Genomic DNA, 15,299 nt, shown 5'->3' with positions numbered 1-15,299 from the left:
CGGCGTCAAACCGTCGCTCGGCGAAAAATGTCGCCGGTGCGTGTCGCGGGACGTGCCCGCTCGGCCAGATAGCGCTCCATCGCTGCGAGGCCGCGGGCGGTCAGTGCGACATGGATGACACGATTGTCCCGCGCCGATCGTTCGCGCGCGACGAGCCCGCAATCGTCGAGCTTGCCGATCCAGCGCAGTGCCGTGGTCGCCGGGACTGCCGCGGCGATGCACAGACTATGGATGCTCACCAGTCGTCCGCGATGATGTTGCACAAACAGGTCGAGCAGCATGTCCCATGCGGGTTCGGCGAAGATGTTGGCGGCGAAGCAATGCTCGCGGCTGCGGCGACTCGCATATTCCTGTTGCGCCAGCAGCACCAACGTCTCGGTATCGATATCGACGTCGCGGATCGCCGCGCGCGCTTCCACGGTACCGCTCATAGCAGCCCCCTTTCGCGCATACTGACGATCGTGCGGCCGCTGACGATCAGATGATCGAGCAGGCGGATGTCGACCGCGCGCGCCAGACGCTCGATCTTCTTTGTCATCGTGACATCGGCAGCGCTGGGCTCCGCCGATCCCGACGGATGATTGTGCGCGAGAATGATGCCGTGCGCGCCCACATCAAAGGCCCGGGCGAGGAGGCGCCGGAGCGGCCCCTCGACCTGCGCGATCGTCCCTTGCGCGATGGTCTCGTCGGCCAGATAGCCCCAATCCTGCGTGACAAAGGTGACATGCAGGCATTCGGTCGCCGCCTTGCCGATCACCAGCCGCAGATAGGCCTGAAAGCGCGGATCGGTGGTCGTCACCGTGGTGCGCGATACCTCTTCGCGAAGCCCCGCTTCGATCAGCGTCCGCGCCGCGACGATGGACTCGGCAAGCTTGCGGTCGCCTTCCAGCGCGTTGGCGAGTTGATCGCAGCTGGCGGTCAGCGCTCGCCCGATACTCCCGAAATGCCGGATCAGCCGTTCGGCTGCGGTGTCGGCAAGCGCTCCGGCAAAGGGCTGGAGGAGGTCCGCCAGGACCGGTAGCGCCCGTAGCGCCGGACCCGTGTCCGATGCCGCCAGATCCCCGCCGTCAGGATTATCAGGATGATGGAATAGGGGCCGTAGGTCATGATCCCATAAGCCAGCTTCGGAAAGAATTCGGTCACTTCGCGTACGAAGTGAGAAATCACGGACACGAGTTGGAAGGCGGCGAGCCATAGCGGATAAATCCTGTTCGCCCAGAGCGCGACACCCAGAAAGGTAGCGGCGAGCCCAAGGTCGATGAGCAAGTGACCCGTATCGACCGATCCATAGATCGTGCTGCGCCCCACCAGCAGGTGGTAGAGGGGGTCGGCGAGGGTCACAAAAAAGAGCACCGCCGCGCAGATCCTTTCGGGGGCCGCGCCCCAGCGCAGCGCAGCTGCCCCGAGGAGCGTAACCAACAGGATGTTGATCATCTGGATATTTTCCATGATCAAATCCTGACCCGCGGCGGCGGCGGCGTCAATCGTCAGGCGGCTTGCTGGCGCCCGGGGTCGTCGTCGGCTTCAAAGGCCCAAGTGTCTTCGTGCGTCGGGCCGCCCGTAATTTGCGTCTTTGCGTCGACCAGAGCGTTGTGCGAGCGGAAGACTTCGTTGGCCGACGCGATATCCGACTGGATCGCGCGTCCGAGCCGGACGATCGCGTCTTGGCCGACATGCGACGCGGGCATGTCCTCGGTCTGGCGCGCGCGCAGGATCGCCTGCATCACGTCGAGCTTGGCGAGCAGGCTTTCGTCCGCCTTGGCTTCGGCGGTCCGGATGTGGTTGCGGATACGCCTCATATAGGCGGGTACAGCTATCGTCATCGTCTTCCCCCTAGGCGCCGATGCTCGTTCGCGGCGCGCGCAGTGGTCCGGACGGGGCGGCTAGCTCACCACATCCGCGAGCGCCCTGGCGGCGGCGATGCCGACGACCAGGCTGGCGAGAATGGCAAACAGGATGATGCCGATCGCCGCGCCGCGGGTGAGGAGGGCGTTGTCGCCGTCGAGCACCCCGGGGACGACCGATGGCTCGGCTGGCTTGCTCCAGGGCGCTTCGATCGAAATCGCAAGCTGGTCCCTCATCGCTTCGCCGGCGGGCACCACGTCGTCCCGGGGGCTGACATCGCTCGGCGGCGTGGTTGCGGCCAGCGGGAGAATCTGCATCTCATTTTCTTCACATGCCCTGTCGGCCGAAAGATCGCCATTTTGTCCCGACCATTCGCGATACTGCCGCGCCAGTTCGTGTCGCGTGACCCCGCCAAGCCGTGATCGGAGCACTTCGATGCGGCGATTCACCGCCGCTTCCGAAATGCCGAGCTGATGCGCGATTTCCTTGCTCGTGCGACTGTTGGCAAGCAGGTCGAGCACCGCGCGCTGCCGCGGCGTAGCAAATGCGAAATCGTTGATGATCGATGTCATCGGTGTGCGACCCTTCCCGGCGCGCTTTTAATCACGACGGATGCATTGATTCAACACAAAGCACGACTATCCGCCCGCTTCGCAGTCGAGGATGGTGATTTGATGCGGTCGATCGCGCTCGCCAGTCGGCGCCAAACACGTCGCCGTTCCGAGCAGGGCTCAGCGTCGCAGGCGTGATGATGACGAAGAAGAAATGGCTCCGGGTAGGATTCGAACCAAGATCAATTAACTATTTGGTTTAGAGCAAATAAATATAAAACTTGTAAGTCTGAAAATTACGCGTTCCCCCACTCGTTCCCCCATCTTGCGCGCGAGGTGGCTACACGAGTGGACGAGGTCAAAATTGCGGTTCGCTTGCCGTATCCACTTTTTTGCATTGTCCGGCATATGTGCCGCTCTTGCCGCTGATCGAGATTTTCCCGGTCATGCGGTCCAGATACACCTTCGGCTTGTTCATGAAATTAATTGCTGCGTTCGCCTCGATTGCGCGATCGGAGAATTTGAGGTTGCGAAGCTCGAACCATCCATTCTCACCACCCCGCAAAACTGGGAGCACGACGCGAGGAAGCCGAATGCGCCCAGTGTCGCCGTCCAGCTCGATGTCCACTTGATCGACATAACCCTGAGCGCGCGTCCCCGAAACGGTCCCCGAATAGGAATCGCCCTCGCTGCTGTATCCGTTGATAGTCGCGCCGTCAGGTTTGATCGCTGTTCCGCCACCTTCGCATACGAGAATAATTGCGGTCATCGTTGCAAGCATTGGTTCCTCCTGAGCCGCCATTCGCAAGGAATTTGATCGTCGTCCTCTCTGGCGAAGATTTCTCAAAATTGCGTTTCTGCTATGCATATCGCCGCAAAACGAAATCCCACACCTGCTCAACCTTGCTGTCCCACAAGGCTTGCGGATAGGGATTTTCAGGCAGTTCATTGAGCCGCTGCCTGATCTCGGTCCAGACCGCTCCCCGCGTTTCCTGCCCGCGAACCCAGTCGATCGCGCCGGTCAGATCGCGCAGCTTTTCCAGCAGGGACCGCGCCACCCGTTTGACCTCCTGCTCCTCGGCCTTGGTGAGCTTGGGTTCCGGGGTGGTTAGCAGGTCGAAGATCGCCAGTTCCTCTTCGGTCAGTTCCTCGCGGGCGGCGCGCTGCTCCTCTTCGCCCATGTCGCCGATGAACGCCTTCAGCGCCTCGAAGAACTGTTCCGCATCGACAGAACCGGCGTTGTAATCGGCGACCAGCTTTTCCAGCCGCTCCACCAGATGTTGCCGGGTGGGATTGGCCTCGGCCATTTTCCGGGCCTTGTCCTCCGCCTCGTCGCGCAGCTTTTCGGCGGTGACTTTGGGGCTGGCGGCGAAAAGATCGGCCAGCTTGTCGAAGTCGATGCCGGACAAGTCCACGCGCCCCTTGGCGGTGTCGCCCTCGACGATGGGCGTCAGGATCGCGACGCCCTCCAGCTTTTCGTCGAGCAGCTCGGCGATGCGGGCGGAGATGGCGGATATATCCACCGGACCCAGCTTTGCCTTCACCGCGTCGGACAGCGTGTGGAACACCGCAACCGGCCTGAGATAGGGCGCGGCCCGCTCATCGGGCAGCAGCGCCTTATAGGCTTTGGTGACGGCGGCGGTGAGGCGCAGGAACTCGCGGCGGCGCTCATCGGGCGCGATCAGCACTTCCACGGCCTGATTGATGCGCCGCAGCCGGTCGAAATCGCGCACCGCCATGATCGCGTCTGGGTCGATGCCCAGTGGCTGGACGAAGGCCCGCGCCGTTTCCAGCGCCTCTTCAAGGCTGGCGACAAGGGCTTCCTTGTCCTTGATCGGCGTTTCCTCGCCCCCGCCGCCCGCATAGATGGCAAGCGCCTTTTGCAGGTTCTGAAACACGCCGACATAATCGACGATGACGCCCGATGTCTTGCCCTCGGCCCGGCGGTTGGCGCGCGCGATGGTCTGCATCAGCGTGTGGTTCTTCATCGGCTTGTCGAGATAGACGGTGCCGATGGTGGGCACGTCAAAGCCGGTGATCCACATCGCGCAGACGAACACCAGCCGCAGCGGATCGTCGGCATCCTTGAACTTCGCCTCCAAATCCTCGCGCTGCATCCGCTCGCGGTGCGGCAGGATGTCGAGGCCCTTTTGCTTGAGGTCGTCGATCTCATTCTGGCTCTGGCTGACCACCACCGCCATATCGAGTTCGCGCAGCCACATCAGCCGTTCGGCGATCGCCGCGCCCTCCGCCTCATGCGCGGTCTTCAGCCGCTCCTCATCCTCGGCGATCAGGCGGGCAACTGCGGCCTTGACCCGGTCGTGCATGGCGACGGCGGCCGCCTTGTCGATGGCGACGAACATCGCCTTGCCGCGATAGCCGCGCATGGCGAAATGCAGCGCCACATCCTCGGCCACCTTGTCCAGCCGGTCGGGCGCGGTGATGAGGGTATATTGCCGCCCGAACTGCTGGCTGAGCTTCTTTTCCTGCTCCTCGTCCAGCATGGCCTCGTCGAGCAGCGCGTCCATCTCTTCCCGAAACTCGTCGGAATGAAGCTGCAACTCCGGCTTTCGCGCCTCATAGAACAGCGGAACGGTCGCCCCGTCGCGCACCGACTGGGCGAAATCATAGACGGAGACATAATCGCCGAACACCTCGCGGGTGCGGCTTTCCTCGCCCTGGATCAACGGCGTGCCGGTAAAGCCGATGAAGGACGCATTAGGCAATGCCGCCCGCATATTGGCGGCAAGCTGATCATATTGGCTGCGGTGCGCCTCGTCGGTCATCACGATGATGTCGGATCGTTCGGAGAGCACCGGCATCGGCTCCCTGTCCGCCGTGCTGAACTTCTGGATCAACGAGAACACATAGCGTTCATTGCCCGCCAGCAACTCTTTCAGATGGGCACGGCTTCCCGCCTGCGCCTGATGAATATCCTTGGTCAGCGCGCCCGCAGAGGCGAATTGCCCGGCGATCTGGTCGTCCAGTTCGGTGCGGTCGGTGACGACGACGAAGCTGTAATTCCCGCCCAGCCGCCGTAGCACCTTTTCCGCGAACATCACCATGGACAGGCTCTTGCCCGATCCTTGCGTGTGCCAGAACACGCCCAGCCGCCCCCGGTTGCTTTCGATATGGCGGACGGCCTCGATGGCGCGGTTGACGCCCAGCACCTGATGATATTTGCCGACGATCTTGCGCAGGCCCCCGCGAGCCTCGTCGAACAGCACGAAACTCTCGATCAGGTCGAGGAAGCGGGCAGGTTCGCAGGTGGCGCGCAGCAGGGTTTCAAGGCTGGGGTCGTCCGGCCCGTCCTCCTCCAGCCGCTTCCACGGTGCGAACACCTCATAGGGGGCATGGGCCGCGCCCATCACCGCTTCCAGCCCGTTCGACAGGATCACGAAGCCGTTGGCCGGGAACAGGTGGGGGATGGTGTCGCGATAGTCGCGCAGGTTGTTGTCATAGGCGTCCGCCAGCGGACAGGCGGGGCCTTTCCATTCCGCCAGCAGCAGCGGCAGACCATTGACGAAGCCGATGGTGTCGGGCCGCCGCCGGTGCAGCACTCCATCGATCCAGACCTGGCTCGCGACAAGGAAGTGATTAGCGGAAATGTCCCGCCAGTCGATCACGCGCACCAGCAGATCGTCGAACTTCCCGTCATCGCGGCGCACCTGAACGGGAACGCCATTGCGGATCAGGGCCAGCACTTCGCGGTTGGCGGCGACCGGCAGCATGGCCGAGCGGTCGCGGGTCAATTCGGCTTCGGCGGTGTTGAGGGCTTCGGCTGGCAGGGCCGGGTTCAGCTTGCGCAACGCCGCCTTCAGATGTGCGGGGAAATACGCCTGCTGGAAACTGGTGCGCCCCGTGGGATTGTCCGGTCCCGGCTGTTCGCCGTGCAGATCGACATGCTGCCAGCCCAGTTGCTGCAACAGGGCAAGCGCGGGTTTTTCGACAAGGCCATCCTCCGACGCGACGATGCCGGTAAGCCCCCGCGCCATGTCAGGCGGCCTCTTCCAGTTGGCGTGTCGCCTCGGCGACGGAAAGCTGTCCGGAGATCAGGCGCGGCAGGAGGAGATCGCGGGAGGCGGCGAGAGCTTTGTTCGACTGCTCCAGCGTCCACAACAAGTCATATATCGAGGCAATTTTTACGTCGAGTTCGGCGCGAATTTCAGCCGGTGGCAGAACGATCGGAATACGCTGAATATCGTTGCGCCCGACCGCCTTATAGATCGAGCCGTTACCAATCAGATCAGGTTCGTAAAACGTCGCTCGCAAATGGGCGGTAAGATAATGCTGTGTCCCGATTGTGCTACGGAACGAGGAAACTCCACGACCAAGTACTACTTCTTCCGTCGCCAAGTTGATGCGTCCGACAGGCGCTCGAACACTGAACAGGATGTCTCCAGTCGCAGCGATCTTCTTTTTGCTCGATGGCACGCAGAAAATACGGCGGCGGGGGAACAGCGGGCCGAAATCCGTCACGCCTTGGTGAAACGGAAAGCCGTCGCCATCCTTGTTCAATTCTTCTGAGGGGGGCGACTGCCCCATGATGATTTCGGTAATGTCCCTCAAGTCTGAGATATGCCAGCCGTCAGGCAACGCTGCATTGCCGGAGCCTCCGCTGGCAGGCGGGAGTTCTCCGATAACCTTAGTGACGAAACTCTCGAACAGTCCCCGCGCCATCTCCTCCAGCACCGCGATCCGCCGCCGGTTGACCTCGATCAGATCGTCATACGCCCCAAGGATCGACGCGATGCGACGCTGGGTTTCGAGGGGAGGGGCGTCGATCTCCACCTCGGAAAACGCGGTTTTGTTGATGATCGGTGTGGCCGCACCTGCTGCACGTGCCATCAATTCATCGGCTTTTGTTCGCAAAGCGTAATAAGCAAAGCCTTGGTCAAAGCGGGCCTGATCTACGATCACGCTGTTGACCTGCTGATTTGTCTGCGACGGCTTGCTCGACATGCAGATTTTGCCGATTGTTGCGCCGATGCTCACGACGCAGACTGCCCCTTCAGGCAGTAAAGTGCGTTGCTTCCTATCCCAATCTGCCGAAACGAAACGCTCCGTCGAGATGTGGCGACAGTCGAATGACATATCGCTTGGGGTAATGAACGGGATAGCTCCATCGAACAATTCCGGCTGTGAGGATGGAGGCGTTTTCCCGGTCACAACCCGTCCGAGATCGGCGATGCGGTAAGTCCGCCACCCGCTCACGCCAGCACCTCGGCCACATTCGCCGCTATCACATCCTGCAAGCGAGCCGCCTCGGCGTTCAGCCCCTCCAGTTCCTCCTGCAAGGCTTCCAGCCGCTCGCGGAAGTCTTCGTCCTCGACCTGCTCGCCCGGCGCGACGCCGACATAGCGACCGGGGTTGAGGCTCCAGTCCTGCGCGGCGATCTCGGCACGGGTGGCGACCTTGCACAGGCCGGGCACGTCCCTGTAGCCATCGTCTCCGAAGGTGGTGGTCATCGCCGGGCCGCTGCTCGCCTCCAGTTCCTCTTCCTGCCCGCGCCACAGGCGCACGATGTTGCCGATGAACTCGATCTGGTCCGGCGTGAAATCGCGTTGGGCGCGGCTGACCTGACGGAAGATATGGCGGGCGTCGATGAACAGCACCTCGTCGGCGCGGGGCGTGCCTACCTTCCCCTTGTCGAGGAACCAGAGCGTCACCGGCAGGGTGACGGTGAAGAACATGTTGGGCGATGTGCTGACGATCACGTCCACCGCGCCGGTTTCGATCAGCTTGCGGCGCATCTCGCGCTCCGATCCGCCCGCATCCGATGCGGAATTGGCCATGACGAAGCCAGCGCGCCCATGGTCGTTGAGCGCGGCCGCGAACAGGCCGATCCACAGATAGTTCGCATTGTTGACCGTGGGAACGCCGAGCGAGAAGCGCGCCTCGACATGCCCGGCATCGTTGACCAGCCGCGAGCGATCGACCTCCGACTGATTGAACGGCGGGTTCGCCATCACAAAATCGAACGCGCCCACCATCTCGTGCGGGTCTTCATAATAGCTGTTGGCCACCCGCACGTCGCCGCTGAGGCCATGCACCGCGAGATTGAGGCGGCACAGTTTCTGCGTGTCCTCCATCTTCTCGGCTCCGTAGATGCTGATCTCGCGGCTGGGGTTCTTATGGTGCCGCTTCACGAACTCGGCGGAATGGACGAACATGCCGCCCGACCCGCAGGCGGGATCGAATATCTTGCCGTGATAGGGTTCGATCACCTCGACGATCAGCTTCACGATGGAACTGGGCGTGAAATACTCGCCACCCTTCTGCATGAAGGCGCTAGCGAACTCGCCCATGAAATACTCGAAAATCAGGCCGTAGGCATCGCCTTCGATCTTCAGCGGAGACAGCAGCCGCAGCACTTCGCGCAGCACGCTGTTGGGCAGCGCGCCGTAACCGCGTGGCAGGACACCGGCAAGATCGGGGTTATGCTCGGTGATGGCCTCCATCGCGGCGTTCAGCGCCTCGGCCAGATTTTCCGTTTCCGGCAGGCCCAGCAGATAGGAAAAGCGGGCATGATCGGGCAGGAACACCGCGCCGTGCCCATGATAATCCTGCGGAGTGGGCTTCAGACGACCCGTGAAGGTCTTCGACAGGTCGGCGTGGACGAGATCGAACCGCGCCTCCATCTGCCGCAGGGCGATCAGCGCGAGGACGGGCTGGGCATACTGGTCAGGACGCAGCGCGGTGTTGGTCCATAGCTGCTCGGCGGTTTTGAACAGACGCCGCGATAAGTCCTGAAGATCAACTGACAATGATTTCCCCCCGCTGCGCACCGTCCGGGCGCGTGTGTTGGCGTTCACCCTAATGCGGCCGATGCCCAGCGCCAAGTGCTTGCGGAAGGGGCAGGGGATTGTCGCGAAGTTACCGGCCGCCGAACCTCCCCATCATCGCCATCACTTCCACCGCGCATTCGGCGTCGAGGTCCATATAACGCTCAAGGTGGCGCTCGAACGTGCGGTTCCACATGCCTTTGGGGCGGCGGAGTCCGGCTTCCCAGCCCTGATTACAGCCCAGCTTCTTTTGCAGTCGGAACAATCGCTCGAACGGCCGGTCGCGGGCGGCGTCGCGCTGGCATAGATAGCCCAGCCGCCAAGCCTCTCGCGATGCGAAGCGGTCGCCGCCCGGCGGCAGATAAAGTTTGCCGACGCGGATATGGCGATAGGGGCAGATCATCCACCACCGCTTGCCGCCATATTGCGGGCGTGTGAAGCAAAGGCGCACGGTCTGCCGCACATGCTCGCGGTCGTCGCCGCTTCCGCGCGTATAGGTCAGTTCCAGCCGTTCCTCGCCCGGCGTGTCCATGATCGCCGAATAGGTGATCGAACCCGAAGGCTCGCCGCCGCAGGTCCAATGGAGCGAGCCGAAAAGATGCGCGCCCGCCTTTGCTCGCCCGGTGCGAAACATCCACGCCAGATCGATCCGCAGCGATGCGTCCACCGTGGGCCTGCCGCTCGTCCGCCCCGAACCCCAGCCGCCCATGTCAGCACACCACCGCACGCGCGCACGCGCGAGGAGATTTTCCTAAATCATAAGGCAATTTCATGCGGCGCGCTTCCGTTCGGTGATAGTTTGTTCGAGTTGTCCGGTCAGGACCGCTGAATGGACAAGGCTGGCGACCGGCAGGCTGTAGTCGGGCTGCCACCAGCCGAGCAGCGAGGGATGGGCAGGCCTATGGGCCGCGACGCGAGCCTGCGGGAGCTGGTTACTAGTATGTGTCCCCATTTTCGGGACAGTAGGGGTTTGACCAATTTCCGCCATTTTTGTCGTTTGGCTGTCTGCATTTTCGGGACAGTAAGAGGTGCCGTTTTGCCCTACTGTCCCGATCCCGGGGACCGCACTGTCCTTATTTTCGGGACCGCGTTTTTTCTCCGGCCGCCATTTGTCGTAGGCGTGCGAAGGCGCGCGATGCTCGCCGCCCTTGGGGCCAGCCACCCATGTCAGGCCCCAGCAAGTCGCATGTGGCGTCTTGCGCGAAAAGCCTCCCGGCGTGGCGCAATAGATGAAGCCCTTTTCCTGCAGCTCTTGGAGGGCCCGGTTGACGGCATCCTTGCCGAGTCCGGTCAACTTCGCCCCCGTGCGGACCGACAGAAAGAACTCGCCATTATTATCGCCGTTTTCGAGCGACGCGAGCGCGAGCAGCACTTTCACGGCGCTGCCCGACAGGCTCAGCCATGCTTCGGACTGCATCTGGCGGTGATAGATGCGGATATGGCGCGGCACCTTTGCGCGGCGGATTTTGTCGGCCATCGGTCAGTTTACGCCGCGTCCGGCATCGTGCCGCTACCGGCGAGGCGTTTGATGCTGTCCACCTTGACGAGGCGGCGAGCACCGATGCTGACCGTGGCGAGTGCGCCCTCTTCGATCAGCTCATAGGCTTTGGTGCGGCCGATCCCCAACATGCGGGCAGCGTCGGCGATGCTGCAAAGCACGGGTTCCATATACTGTATCCTTTCTGTCCGGCCCGTAGTCGATTGGACGCGGGCGAGGAGGAATGGATACAAGCGGTTGGCACCGGAAGTCGGCCAGCAAGGTCGGCAACCGGCCGGAAACCCTAGGCGGCGAGGTTATCGGCCTTGCCGTTCCGCCGTTGGAACTCGGCAAACAGCCAGCGGGCGCGTTCCTTCAACATGCTGTCGGACGGGTGCAGGTCTTGCTCGGCAAACCAGTCGGCCAGCCGCTTCTTCACATCGGCCTGAATTTCTGGCTGCCAGCTTCCCTCTTCGGCCCATTGGAACACGATGGCGGCAACCGCCCGTTCCCAATCATATTTGGGCGGGGCACCTCCCCTGTTTGGGTTGCGCTCTGCCTGATTGTCCAATTCTGCTGTGGTCTTAACGGCTTTGATATCGGCGGGGCGCACTTCAATATCGGATGCGGAAAACACCTCCTCGATATAGTCGGGGCTTAGCCAATCTCCGCCCGATTTTCTGGCGGTGGAAAACCAATTTCCGCCCCAATTCCATTCTGCACAAGGTTCGGCGTGGCCGCTCTCATCCTCACTGAGCATGTGCAACGTCACTTCGGGCCTTGATGACAAGTAATCTCTTTCCGCTATCGCCGCTTTCAAGGCTGCCCACCGAACGGATGGGATTGTACCTGCGCCGTCCCGATAGAAATGATCATTTCGGTATTGCTTCCAGCGGTATCTGCCGGTCGCCACTAGCCGCCCGTCCGCCAGCAGTGACAATACCGCGTCGGCGGGGTTCGGATGTCCCTCCATGGCTAGCCGATTGATCGCCTCGCTGACCGCGATCGTATAGCGCACATACTCGTCGAACCGTGGGTCGCGCTCGGGCCAGTCCCATTTGTTGATGATTGCTAGCGCGTCGCTGAAATCGTCCATGCCTCGCCTCATTTACGAAGTGCCACCCGAATGCTTGCGGGCTTAGGTGAACATTCGCGGAACATGGCGTCCAAGCTACGATCGCGCAAGGCCCCGTTGACAATGTCTAGTTTCGACCTGTGATGGGGTCGGCGATCTGCCGCGCAGTTTGCTATTGCCGCCGTCTTGCAGCGATAGGCACTACGTTTCCGTCGCCGTCGCTCGTCGCAAACCCGGCCCAAGCGTCCATCAATTCGCGGCGCTTGTCGAAAAAGTCGGTGCGGCGATAGGCGGCCTCGACGGCATTGGGCACGGTATGCGCCAACGCAGCTTCGGCAATCTCGCCCGGCAGGCTGGTCTGCTCGGCTGCCCAATCGCGAAAGGTCGAACGAAAGCCATGCACGGTGCAGGGGGCCTGCATATCGCGTAGCGCCTTGGTCAGCGTCATATCGCTAAGCGTCTTGCCGCTCGCGGCTGGAAAGATCAGGTTGGTCCCTGTACGCCGGATCGACGCGGCCTCGCGGAACAGCGCGATGGCGGGGGCGGATAGGGGAACGCGATGCGCGCGCCGCGCTTTCATGCGCTCGGCCGGAACGGTCCAGACGGCGGCATCCAGATCAATTTCGCTCCACGTCGCGCCCCGCACCTCGCCGCTACGCGCGGCGGTCAGAATCAATGCCCGCAATGCAAGCGCCCCCATGCCGCCCTTGTCGGCCAGCCGCGTCATAAAGCCGGGCAGGTCGCTATAGTGCATCGCTTCGAAATTCCCTCGCTTGGGCTGGGCGGGCAGGCGGTCCGCGATGGCTGGGCCAAGCGTCCCGATGAACAGCGCCCCATCCGGCCGGGCAAAGCGCAAGGTGCGGACAATCAGGCTGCGAACCTTCCGGCCGGTTTCGGGCTTGCGTGTCCAGATCGGGCGAAGGCAGGCGGCGATGGCGTCGGCATCGATGCTTTGCACCTGCAATTTGCCTAGGGCAGGAAAGGCATAGGTTTTGAGCTGCGATAGTTGTTGCCGCCGCTTGGCGTCCGATATTTTCGCGTCCGCCGCCTTGGCCTCCAGAAATCCAAGCGCCGCCTCGCGAAAGGTGCGGGTCAGTTCCTTGGGCGGCTGCAAAGCCAGATGCGGATCGCGCCCCGCGACCAGCGCCGCCTTCACCAGCGCCGCCTTTTCGCGCGCCGTGCCCAGCGTCACCGCGCGAAGGCTGCCAAGTCCGAACTCGCGCCGTGCGCCGTCATGCTGGATGCGCGCCACCCAGCTGGCCTGCCCCGATTCGCGAACGGCCAGAATCAGTCCGTCGCCGTCATGGTGACGCCCCGGTTTTGTCAGAGCGGCGCGAATATGTGCTTGCGTCAGTTTGCCCATGAGATTCGAACTTTTCACCCGAAAGTTGGATTTTGATCTATTCCCCCATTAATTCCCCCACCATTAGCGCGAAATGGCGCGAATGGCAATGAACGCCGGTGAACGCATCCGGCGCAGATTTCCGATGGTTCTGGGGTTTTTTGCGGACGCTGGTGAACGGCTGCGAAAAGGAAAATGGCTCCCCGGGTAGGATTCGAACCTACGACCGATCGATTAACAGTCGATTGCTCTACCGCTGAGCTACCGAGGAACACCCCGCTGATGCGGGCAAGGCGGCCCCTTTGCCGCGTGCCGCCAACTTTATCAAGGGGGTTTTGGCGCGAATTGTCTCGCTCAGACGATAAATTGTTCCATTGCGATGCGTTCGTCCAATCCCTGGTCGGGGTCGAACAGCAAAGTCAGCGGTCGGCTGCGGTCGGTGGTGACCAGCACCGTCTTTACGTCGCGGATTTCGCGTTGATCGGCGACCGCGCTGACCGGGCGTTTCGCCGCTTCGCGGACGTTGAAGCGGATGCTGGTCGATTCGGGGACCAGCGCGCCGCGCCAGCGCCGCGGGCGGAAGGGGCTGATCGGGGTCAGCGCCAGCATTTCCGATTCGAGCGGCAGGATCGGGCCATTGGCGCTGAGATTGTAGGCGGTCGACCCGGCGGGGGTCGCGACGAGCACGCCGTCGCACGCCAGTTCCTCGAGCATCGTCTTTTCGTTGATCAGCACTTCGAGCTTGGCGGCCTGGCGCGTTTCGCGGAGCAGCGAAATCTCGTTGATCGCCGGCAGGATGTGCCGTTCGCCGCTGATCGTCGTGATGTCGCCCGCCAGCGGGTGGATGAGGAAGGGGCGCGCCGCCGCGATCCGGTCGAGCAGCCCCTCGACGCGAAACTCGTTCATCAGAAAGCCGATCGTGCCGCGGTTCATCCCGAACACCGGCAGGCTGCGGCGCTGGTCGAGCAGCTGGTGCAGCATGTGGAGCAGGAAGCCGTCGCCGCCGAGTGCGATCAGCAAATCGGCCTCATTCAGATCGACAAAGTCGTAGAGCGGGCGCAATTCGGCTTCGGCTTCCATCGCCGCGGGCGCGTTCGATGCGACGAGCGCGATCTTGCGTTGCATTAAGCTTCCCCCAGAAGGCGGAGTGTCAGCCGCCCGTTGCACTCATATGACGCGCGACCGCCGGTGTGGACTTTCGTTCGATATGAAAGTCATGCGCGCGGGGTTTGCCAGCCAATGCGGCATCAATCAAGCCGTCGACATCGCCGCGCTCGCGCAGCGCCGCGCGCAGGTCGATATGGTCGTCCTGGCCGAGGCACATATAGATGCGTCCTTCGACGGTCAGGCGGATCCGGTTGCACGTCGTGCAAAAATTGTCGCTGAGCGGGGTGATCAGGCCGAGTGTGACCGGGCTGCCTTCGATCGCGAAATAACGCGCCGGGCCGCCGGTGCGCTTGTCGACCGGATAGAGCGAGTGCGTATCGCGCAGCGGTGCGATGAAATGATGGAGCGGGATATAATGGTCGCTGCGGTCGGCCTCGACCTCGCCCAGTGGCATCGTTTCGATGAGCGTGAGGTCGCAGCCGGTGGCGGCGCAATAATCGAGCATCGGGAGCAGCTGATCCTCGTTGAGCCCCGCGAGCGCCACCATATTGATCTTGACCGCGATCCCCGCCGCGCGCGCCGCGGCAATTCCGCCGAGCGCGACATCGAGGTCGCCGACGCGCGTGATGTGGCGAAAGGCGGCGGGATCGAGCGTGTCCAGGCTGACGTTGATGCGGCGTACGCCCGCCGCCGCGAGCATTGGCGCATATTCGGCGAGCCGCATGCCGTTGGTCGTGAGGGTAAGTTCATCGAGCCCGTGCCCGATCATCGCGCCCAGCCGCGCCGCGAGCGTGTCGATCCCCCGCCGAACCAGCGGCTCGCCGCCGGTCAGGCGGATCCGGCGAATCCCGCGCGCGACGAAGCGTTCGGCGAGCTCGCCCATTTCCTCGATGCTCAGCACTGCCGATTTGGGCAGGAAGGTCATGTCTTCGGCCATGCAATAACGACAGCGCAGGTCGCAGCGATCGGTCACCGACAGGCGTAAGTAATTGATCCGCCGACCATGGCCGTCGATCAGAGGCGCCGTCGATCCGGCAGGTTGGGAAAATGTGACAGCCACAGGCACCTTGTGATGCAAAAGGCAGGAACTTGGCAAGCAAAGCCTGCTACGGAGACG

Annotated in this window: 16 protein-coding genes and 1 tRNA gene; all 17 read right to left on the bottom strand. The window is 62.6% G+C overall.

Annotation, left to right across the window (positions count from 1 at the left end; genetic code table 11):
- Window positions 1–5: 5 nt before the first annotated feature.
- The 17 genes from SPYCW_RS12535 to moaA all read right to left on the bottom strand — a co-directional run bounded on the left by SPYCW_RS12535 (window position 6) and on the right by moaA (window position 15,248).
- Complete coding sequence (locus SPYCW_RS12535; protein ID WP_120217044.1) at window positions 6–431, bottom strand: winged helix DNA-binding protein; 426 nt, start codon at window positions 429–431, stop codon at window positions 6–8.
- Window positions 428–799 carry a JAB domain-containing protein gene (locus tag SPYCW_RS19030; RefSeq protein WP_172595485.1) on the bottom strand — a complete coding sequence of 124 codons (372 nt, stop codon included), beginning with the start codon at window positions 797–799 and terminating at the stop codon, window positions 428–430. The genes SPYCW_RS12535 and SPYCW_RS19030 overlap by 4 nt, the downstream gene beginning before the upstream one ends.
- Window positions 800–951: 152 nt before the next feature.
- A complete protein-coding gene (locus SPYCW_RS19025; protein WP_172595484.1) occupies window positions 952–1,449 on the bottom strand; it encodes a hypothetical protein in 498 nt (165 codons plus the stop codon).
- A gap of 38 nt (window positions 1,450–1,487) precedes the next feature.
- On the bottom strand, window positions 1,488–1,823 hold the full coding sequence (locus SPYCW_RS12525) for a hypothetical protein (protein ID WP_145985984.1): 336 nt from the start codon (window positions 1,821–1,823) through the stop codon (window positions 1,488–1,490).
- Window positions 1,824–1,883: 60 nt separating this feature from the next.
- Window positions 1,884–2,417 (bottom strand): response regulator transcription factor, encoded by a 534-nt coding sequence (locus tag SPYCW_RS12520; protein WP_120217041.1) that lies wholly within the window; start codon window positions 2,415–2,417, stop codon window positions 1,884–1,886.
- Between the two features lie 337 nt (window positions 2,418–2,754).
- Window positions 2,755–3,177: a hypothetical protein gene (locus SPYCW_RS12515; protein ID WP_120217040.1), complete on the bottom strand. Its 423-nt coding sequence runs from the start codon at window positions 3,175–3,177 to the stop codon at window positions 2,755–2,757.
- A 79-nt stretch (window positions 3,178–3,256) separates the two neighbouring features.
- Window positions 3,257–6,391 carry a type I restriction endonuclease subunit R gene (locus SPYCW_RS12510; protein WP_120217039.1) on the bottom strand — a complete coding sequence of 1,045 codons (3,135 nt, stop codon included), beginning with the start codon at window positions 6,389–6,391 and terminating at the stop codon, window positions 3,257–3,259.
- A 1-nt stretch (window position 6,392) separates the two neighbouring features.
- The gene (locus tag SPYCW_RS12505; RefSeq protein ID WP_120217038.1) at window positions 6,393–7,610 is read right to left on the bottom strand and encodes a restriction endonuclease subunit S; all 1,218 of its coding nucleotides are present in this window, start codon (window positions 7,608–7,610) and stop codon (window positions 6,393–6,395) included.
- A complete protein-coding gene (locus SPYCW_RS12500; RefSeq protein WP_197715641.1) occupies window positions 7,607–9,238 on the bottom strand; it encodes a type I restriction-modification system subunit M in 1,632 nt (543 codons plus the stop codon). Before SPYCW_RS12500 ends, SPYCW_RS12505 begins: the two co-directional genes overlap by 4 nt.
- Before the next feature lie 34 nt (window positions 9,239–9,272).
- A complete protein-coding gene (locus tag SPYCW_RS12495) occupies window positions 9,273–9,848 on the bottom strand; it encodes a hypothetical protein (RefSeq protein ID WP_145985983.1) in 576 nt (191 codons plus the stop codon).
- Window positions 9,849–9,950: 102 nt separating this feature from the next.
- Window positions 9,951–10,658 carry a helix-turn-helix domain-containing protein gene (locus tag SPYCW_RS12490; protein ID WP_120217036.1) on the bottom strand — a complete coding sequence of 236 codons (708 nt, stop codon included), beginning with the start codon at window positions 10,656–10,658 and terminating at the stop codon, window positions 9,951–9,953.
- Window positions 10,659–10,666: 8 nt separating this feature from the next.
- Window positions 10,667–10,849 carry a helix-turn-helix domain-containing protein gene (locus SPYCW_RS12485; protein WP_120217035.1) on the bottom strand — a complete coding sequence of 61 codons (183 nt, stop codon included), beginning with the start codon at window positions 10,847–10,849 and terminating at the stop codon, window positions 10,667–10,669.
- 113 nt (window positions 10,850–10,962) lie between these two features.
- On the bottom strand, window positions 10,963–11,754 hold the full coding sequence (locus tag SPYCW_RS12480; protein ID WP_120217034.1) for a hypothetical protein: 792 nt from the start codon (window positions 11,752–11,754) through the stop codon (window positions 10,963–10,965).
- Between the two features lie 151 nt (window positions 11,755–11,905).
- On the bottom strand, window positions 11,906–13,096 hold the full coding sequence (locus tag SPYCW_RS12475; protein WP_120217033.1) for a tyrosine-type recombinase/integrase: 1,191 nt from the start codon (window positions 13,094–13,096) through the stop codon (window positions 11,906–11,908).
- Window positions 13,097–13,271: 175 nt separating this feature from the next.
- Window positions 13,272–13,346, bottom strand: a tRNA-Asn gene (locus tag SPYCW_RS12470).
- A gap of 83 nt (window positions 13,347–13,429) precedes the next feature.
- On the bottom strand, window positions 13,430–14,200 hold the full coding sequence (locus SPYCW_RS12465) for an NAD kinase (RefSeq protein ID WP_120217032.1): 771 nt from the start codon (window positions 14,198–14,200) through the stop codon (window positions 13,430–13,432).
- A 25-nt stretch (window positions 14,201–14,225) separates the two neighbouring features.
- A complete protein-coding gene (gene moaA / locus SPYCW_RS12460; protein ID WP_443029441.1) occupies window positions 14,226–15,248 on the bottom strand; it encodes a GTP 3',8-cyclase MoaA in 1,023 nt (340 codons plus the stop codon).
- Between the last annotated feature and the right edge of the window lie 51 nt (window positions 15,249–15,299).

This window comes from Sphingopyxis sp. EG6 (genome assembly GCF_003609815.1).
In the GTDB taxonomy this organism is placed as follows: Bacteria; Pseudomonadota; Alphaproteobacteria; order Sphingomonadales; family Sphingomonadaceae; genus Sphingopyxis.
Note: the sequence above shows the minus strand (reverse complement) of the source record. Positions and strands in the feature narration are given on the sequence as shown.

Coding starts and splice junctions, on each gene's coding strand:
- SPYCW_RS12535 (WP_120217044.1), bottom strand. CDS start 431: ATGAGCGGTACCGTGGAAGCGCGCGCGGCGATCCGCGACGTCGATATC.
- SPYCW_RS19025 (WP_172595484.1), bottom strand. CDS start 1,449: ATGGAAAATATCCAGATGATCAACATCCTGTTGGTTACGCTCCTCGGG.
- SPYCW_RS12525 (WP_145985984.1), bottom strand. CDS start 1,823: ATGACGATAGCTGTACCCGCCTATATGAGGCGTATCCGCAACCACATC.
- SPYCW_RS12520 (WP_120217041.1), bottom strand. CDS start 2,417: ATGACATCGATCATCAACGATTTCGCATTTGCTACGCCGCGGCAGCGC.
- SPYCW_RS12515 (WP_120217040.1), bottom strand. CDS start 3,177: ATGCTTGCAACGATGACCGCAATTATTCTCGTATGCGAAGGTGGCGGA.
- SPYCW_RS12510 (WP_120217039.1), bottom strand. CDS start 6,391: ATGGCGCGGGGGCTTACCGGCATCGTCGCGTCGGAGGATGGCCTTGTC.
- SPYCW_RS12490 (WP_120217036.1), bottom strand. CDS start 10,658: ATGGCCGACAAAATCCGCCGCGCAAAGGTGCCGCGCCATATCCGCATC.
- SPYCW_RS12485 (WP_120217035.1), bottom strand. CDS start 10,849: ATGGAACCCGTGCTTTGCAGCATCGCCGACGCTGCCCGCATGTTGGGG.
- SPYCW_RS12480 (WP_120217034.1), bottom strand. CDS start 11,754: ATGGACGATTTCAGCGACGCGCTAGCAATCATCAACAAATGGGACTGG.
- SPYCW_RS12475 (WP_120217033.1), bottom strand. CDS start 13,096: ATGGGCAAACTGACGCAAGCACATATTCGCGCCGCTCTGACAAAACCG.
- SPYCW_RS12465 (WP_120217032.1), bottom strand. CDS start 14,200: ATGCAACGCAAGATCGCGCTCGTCGCATCGAACGCGCCCGCGGCGATG.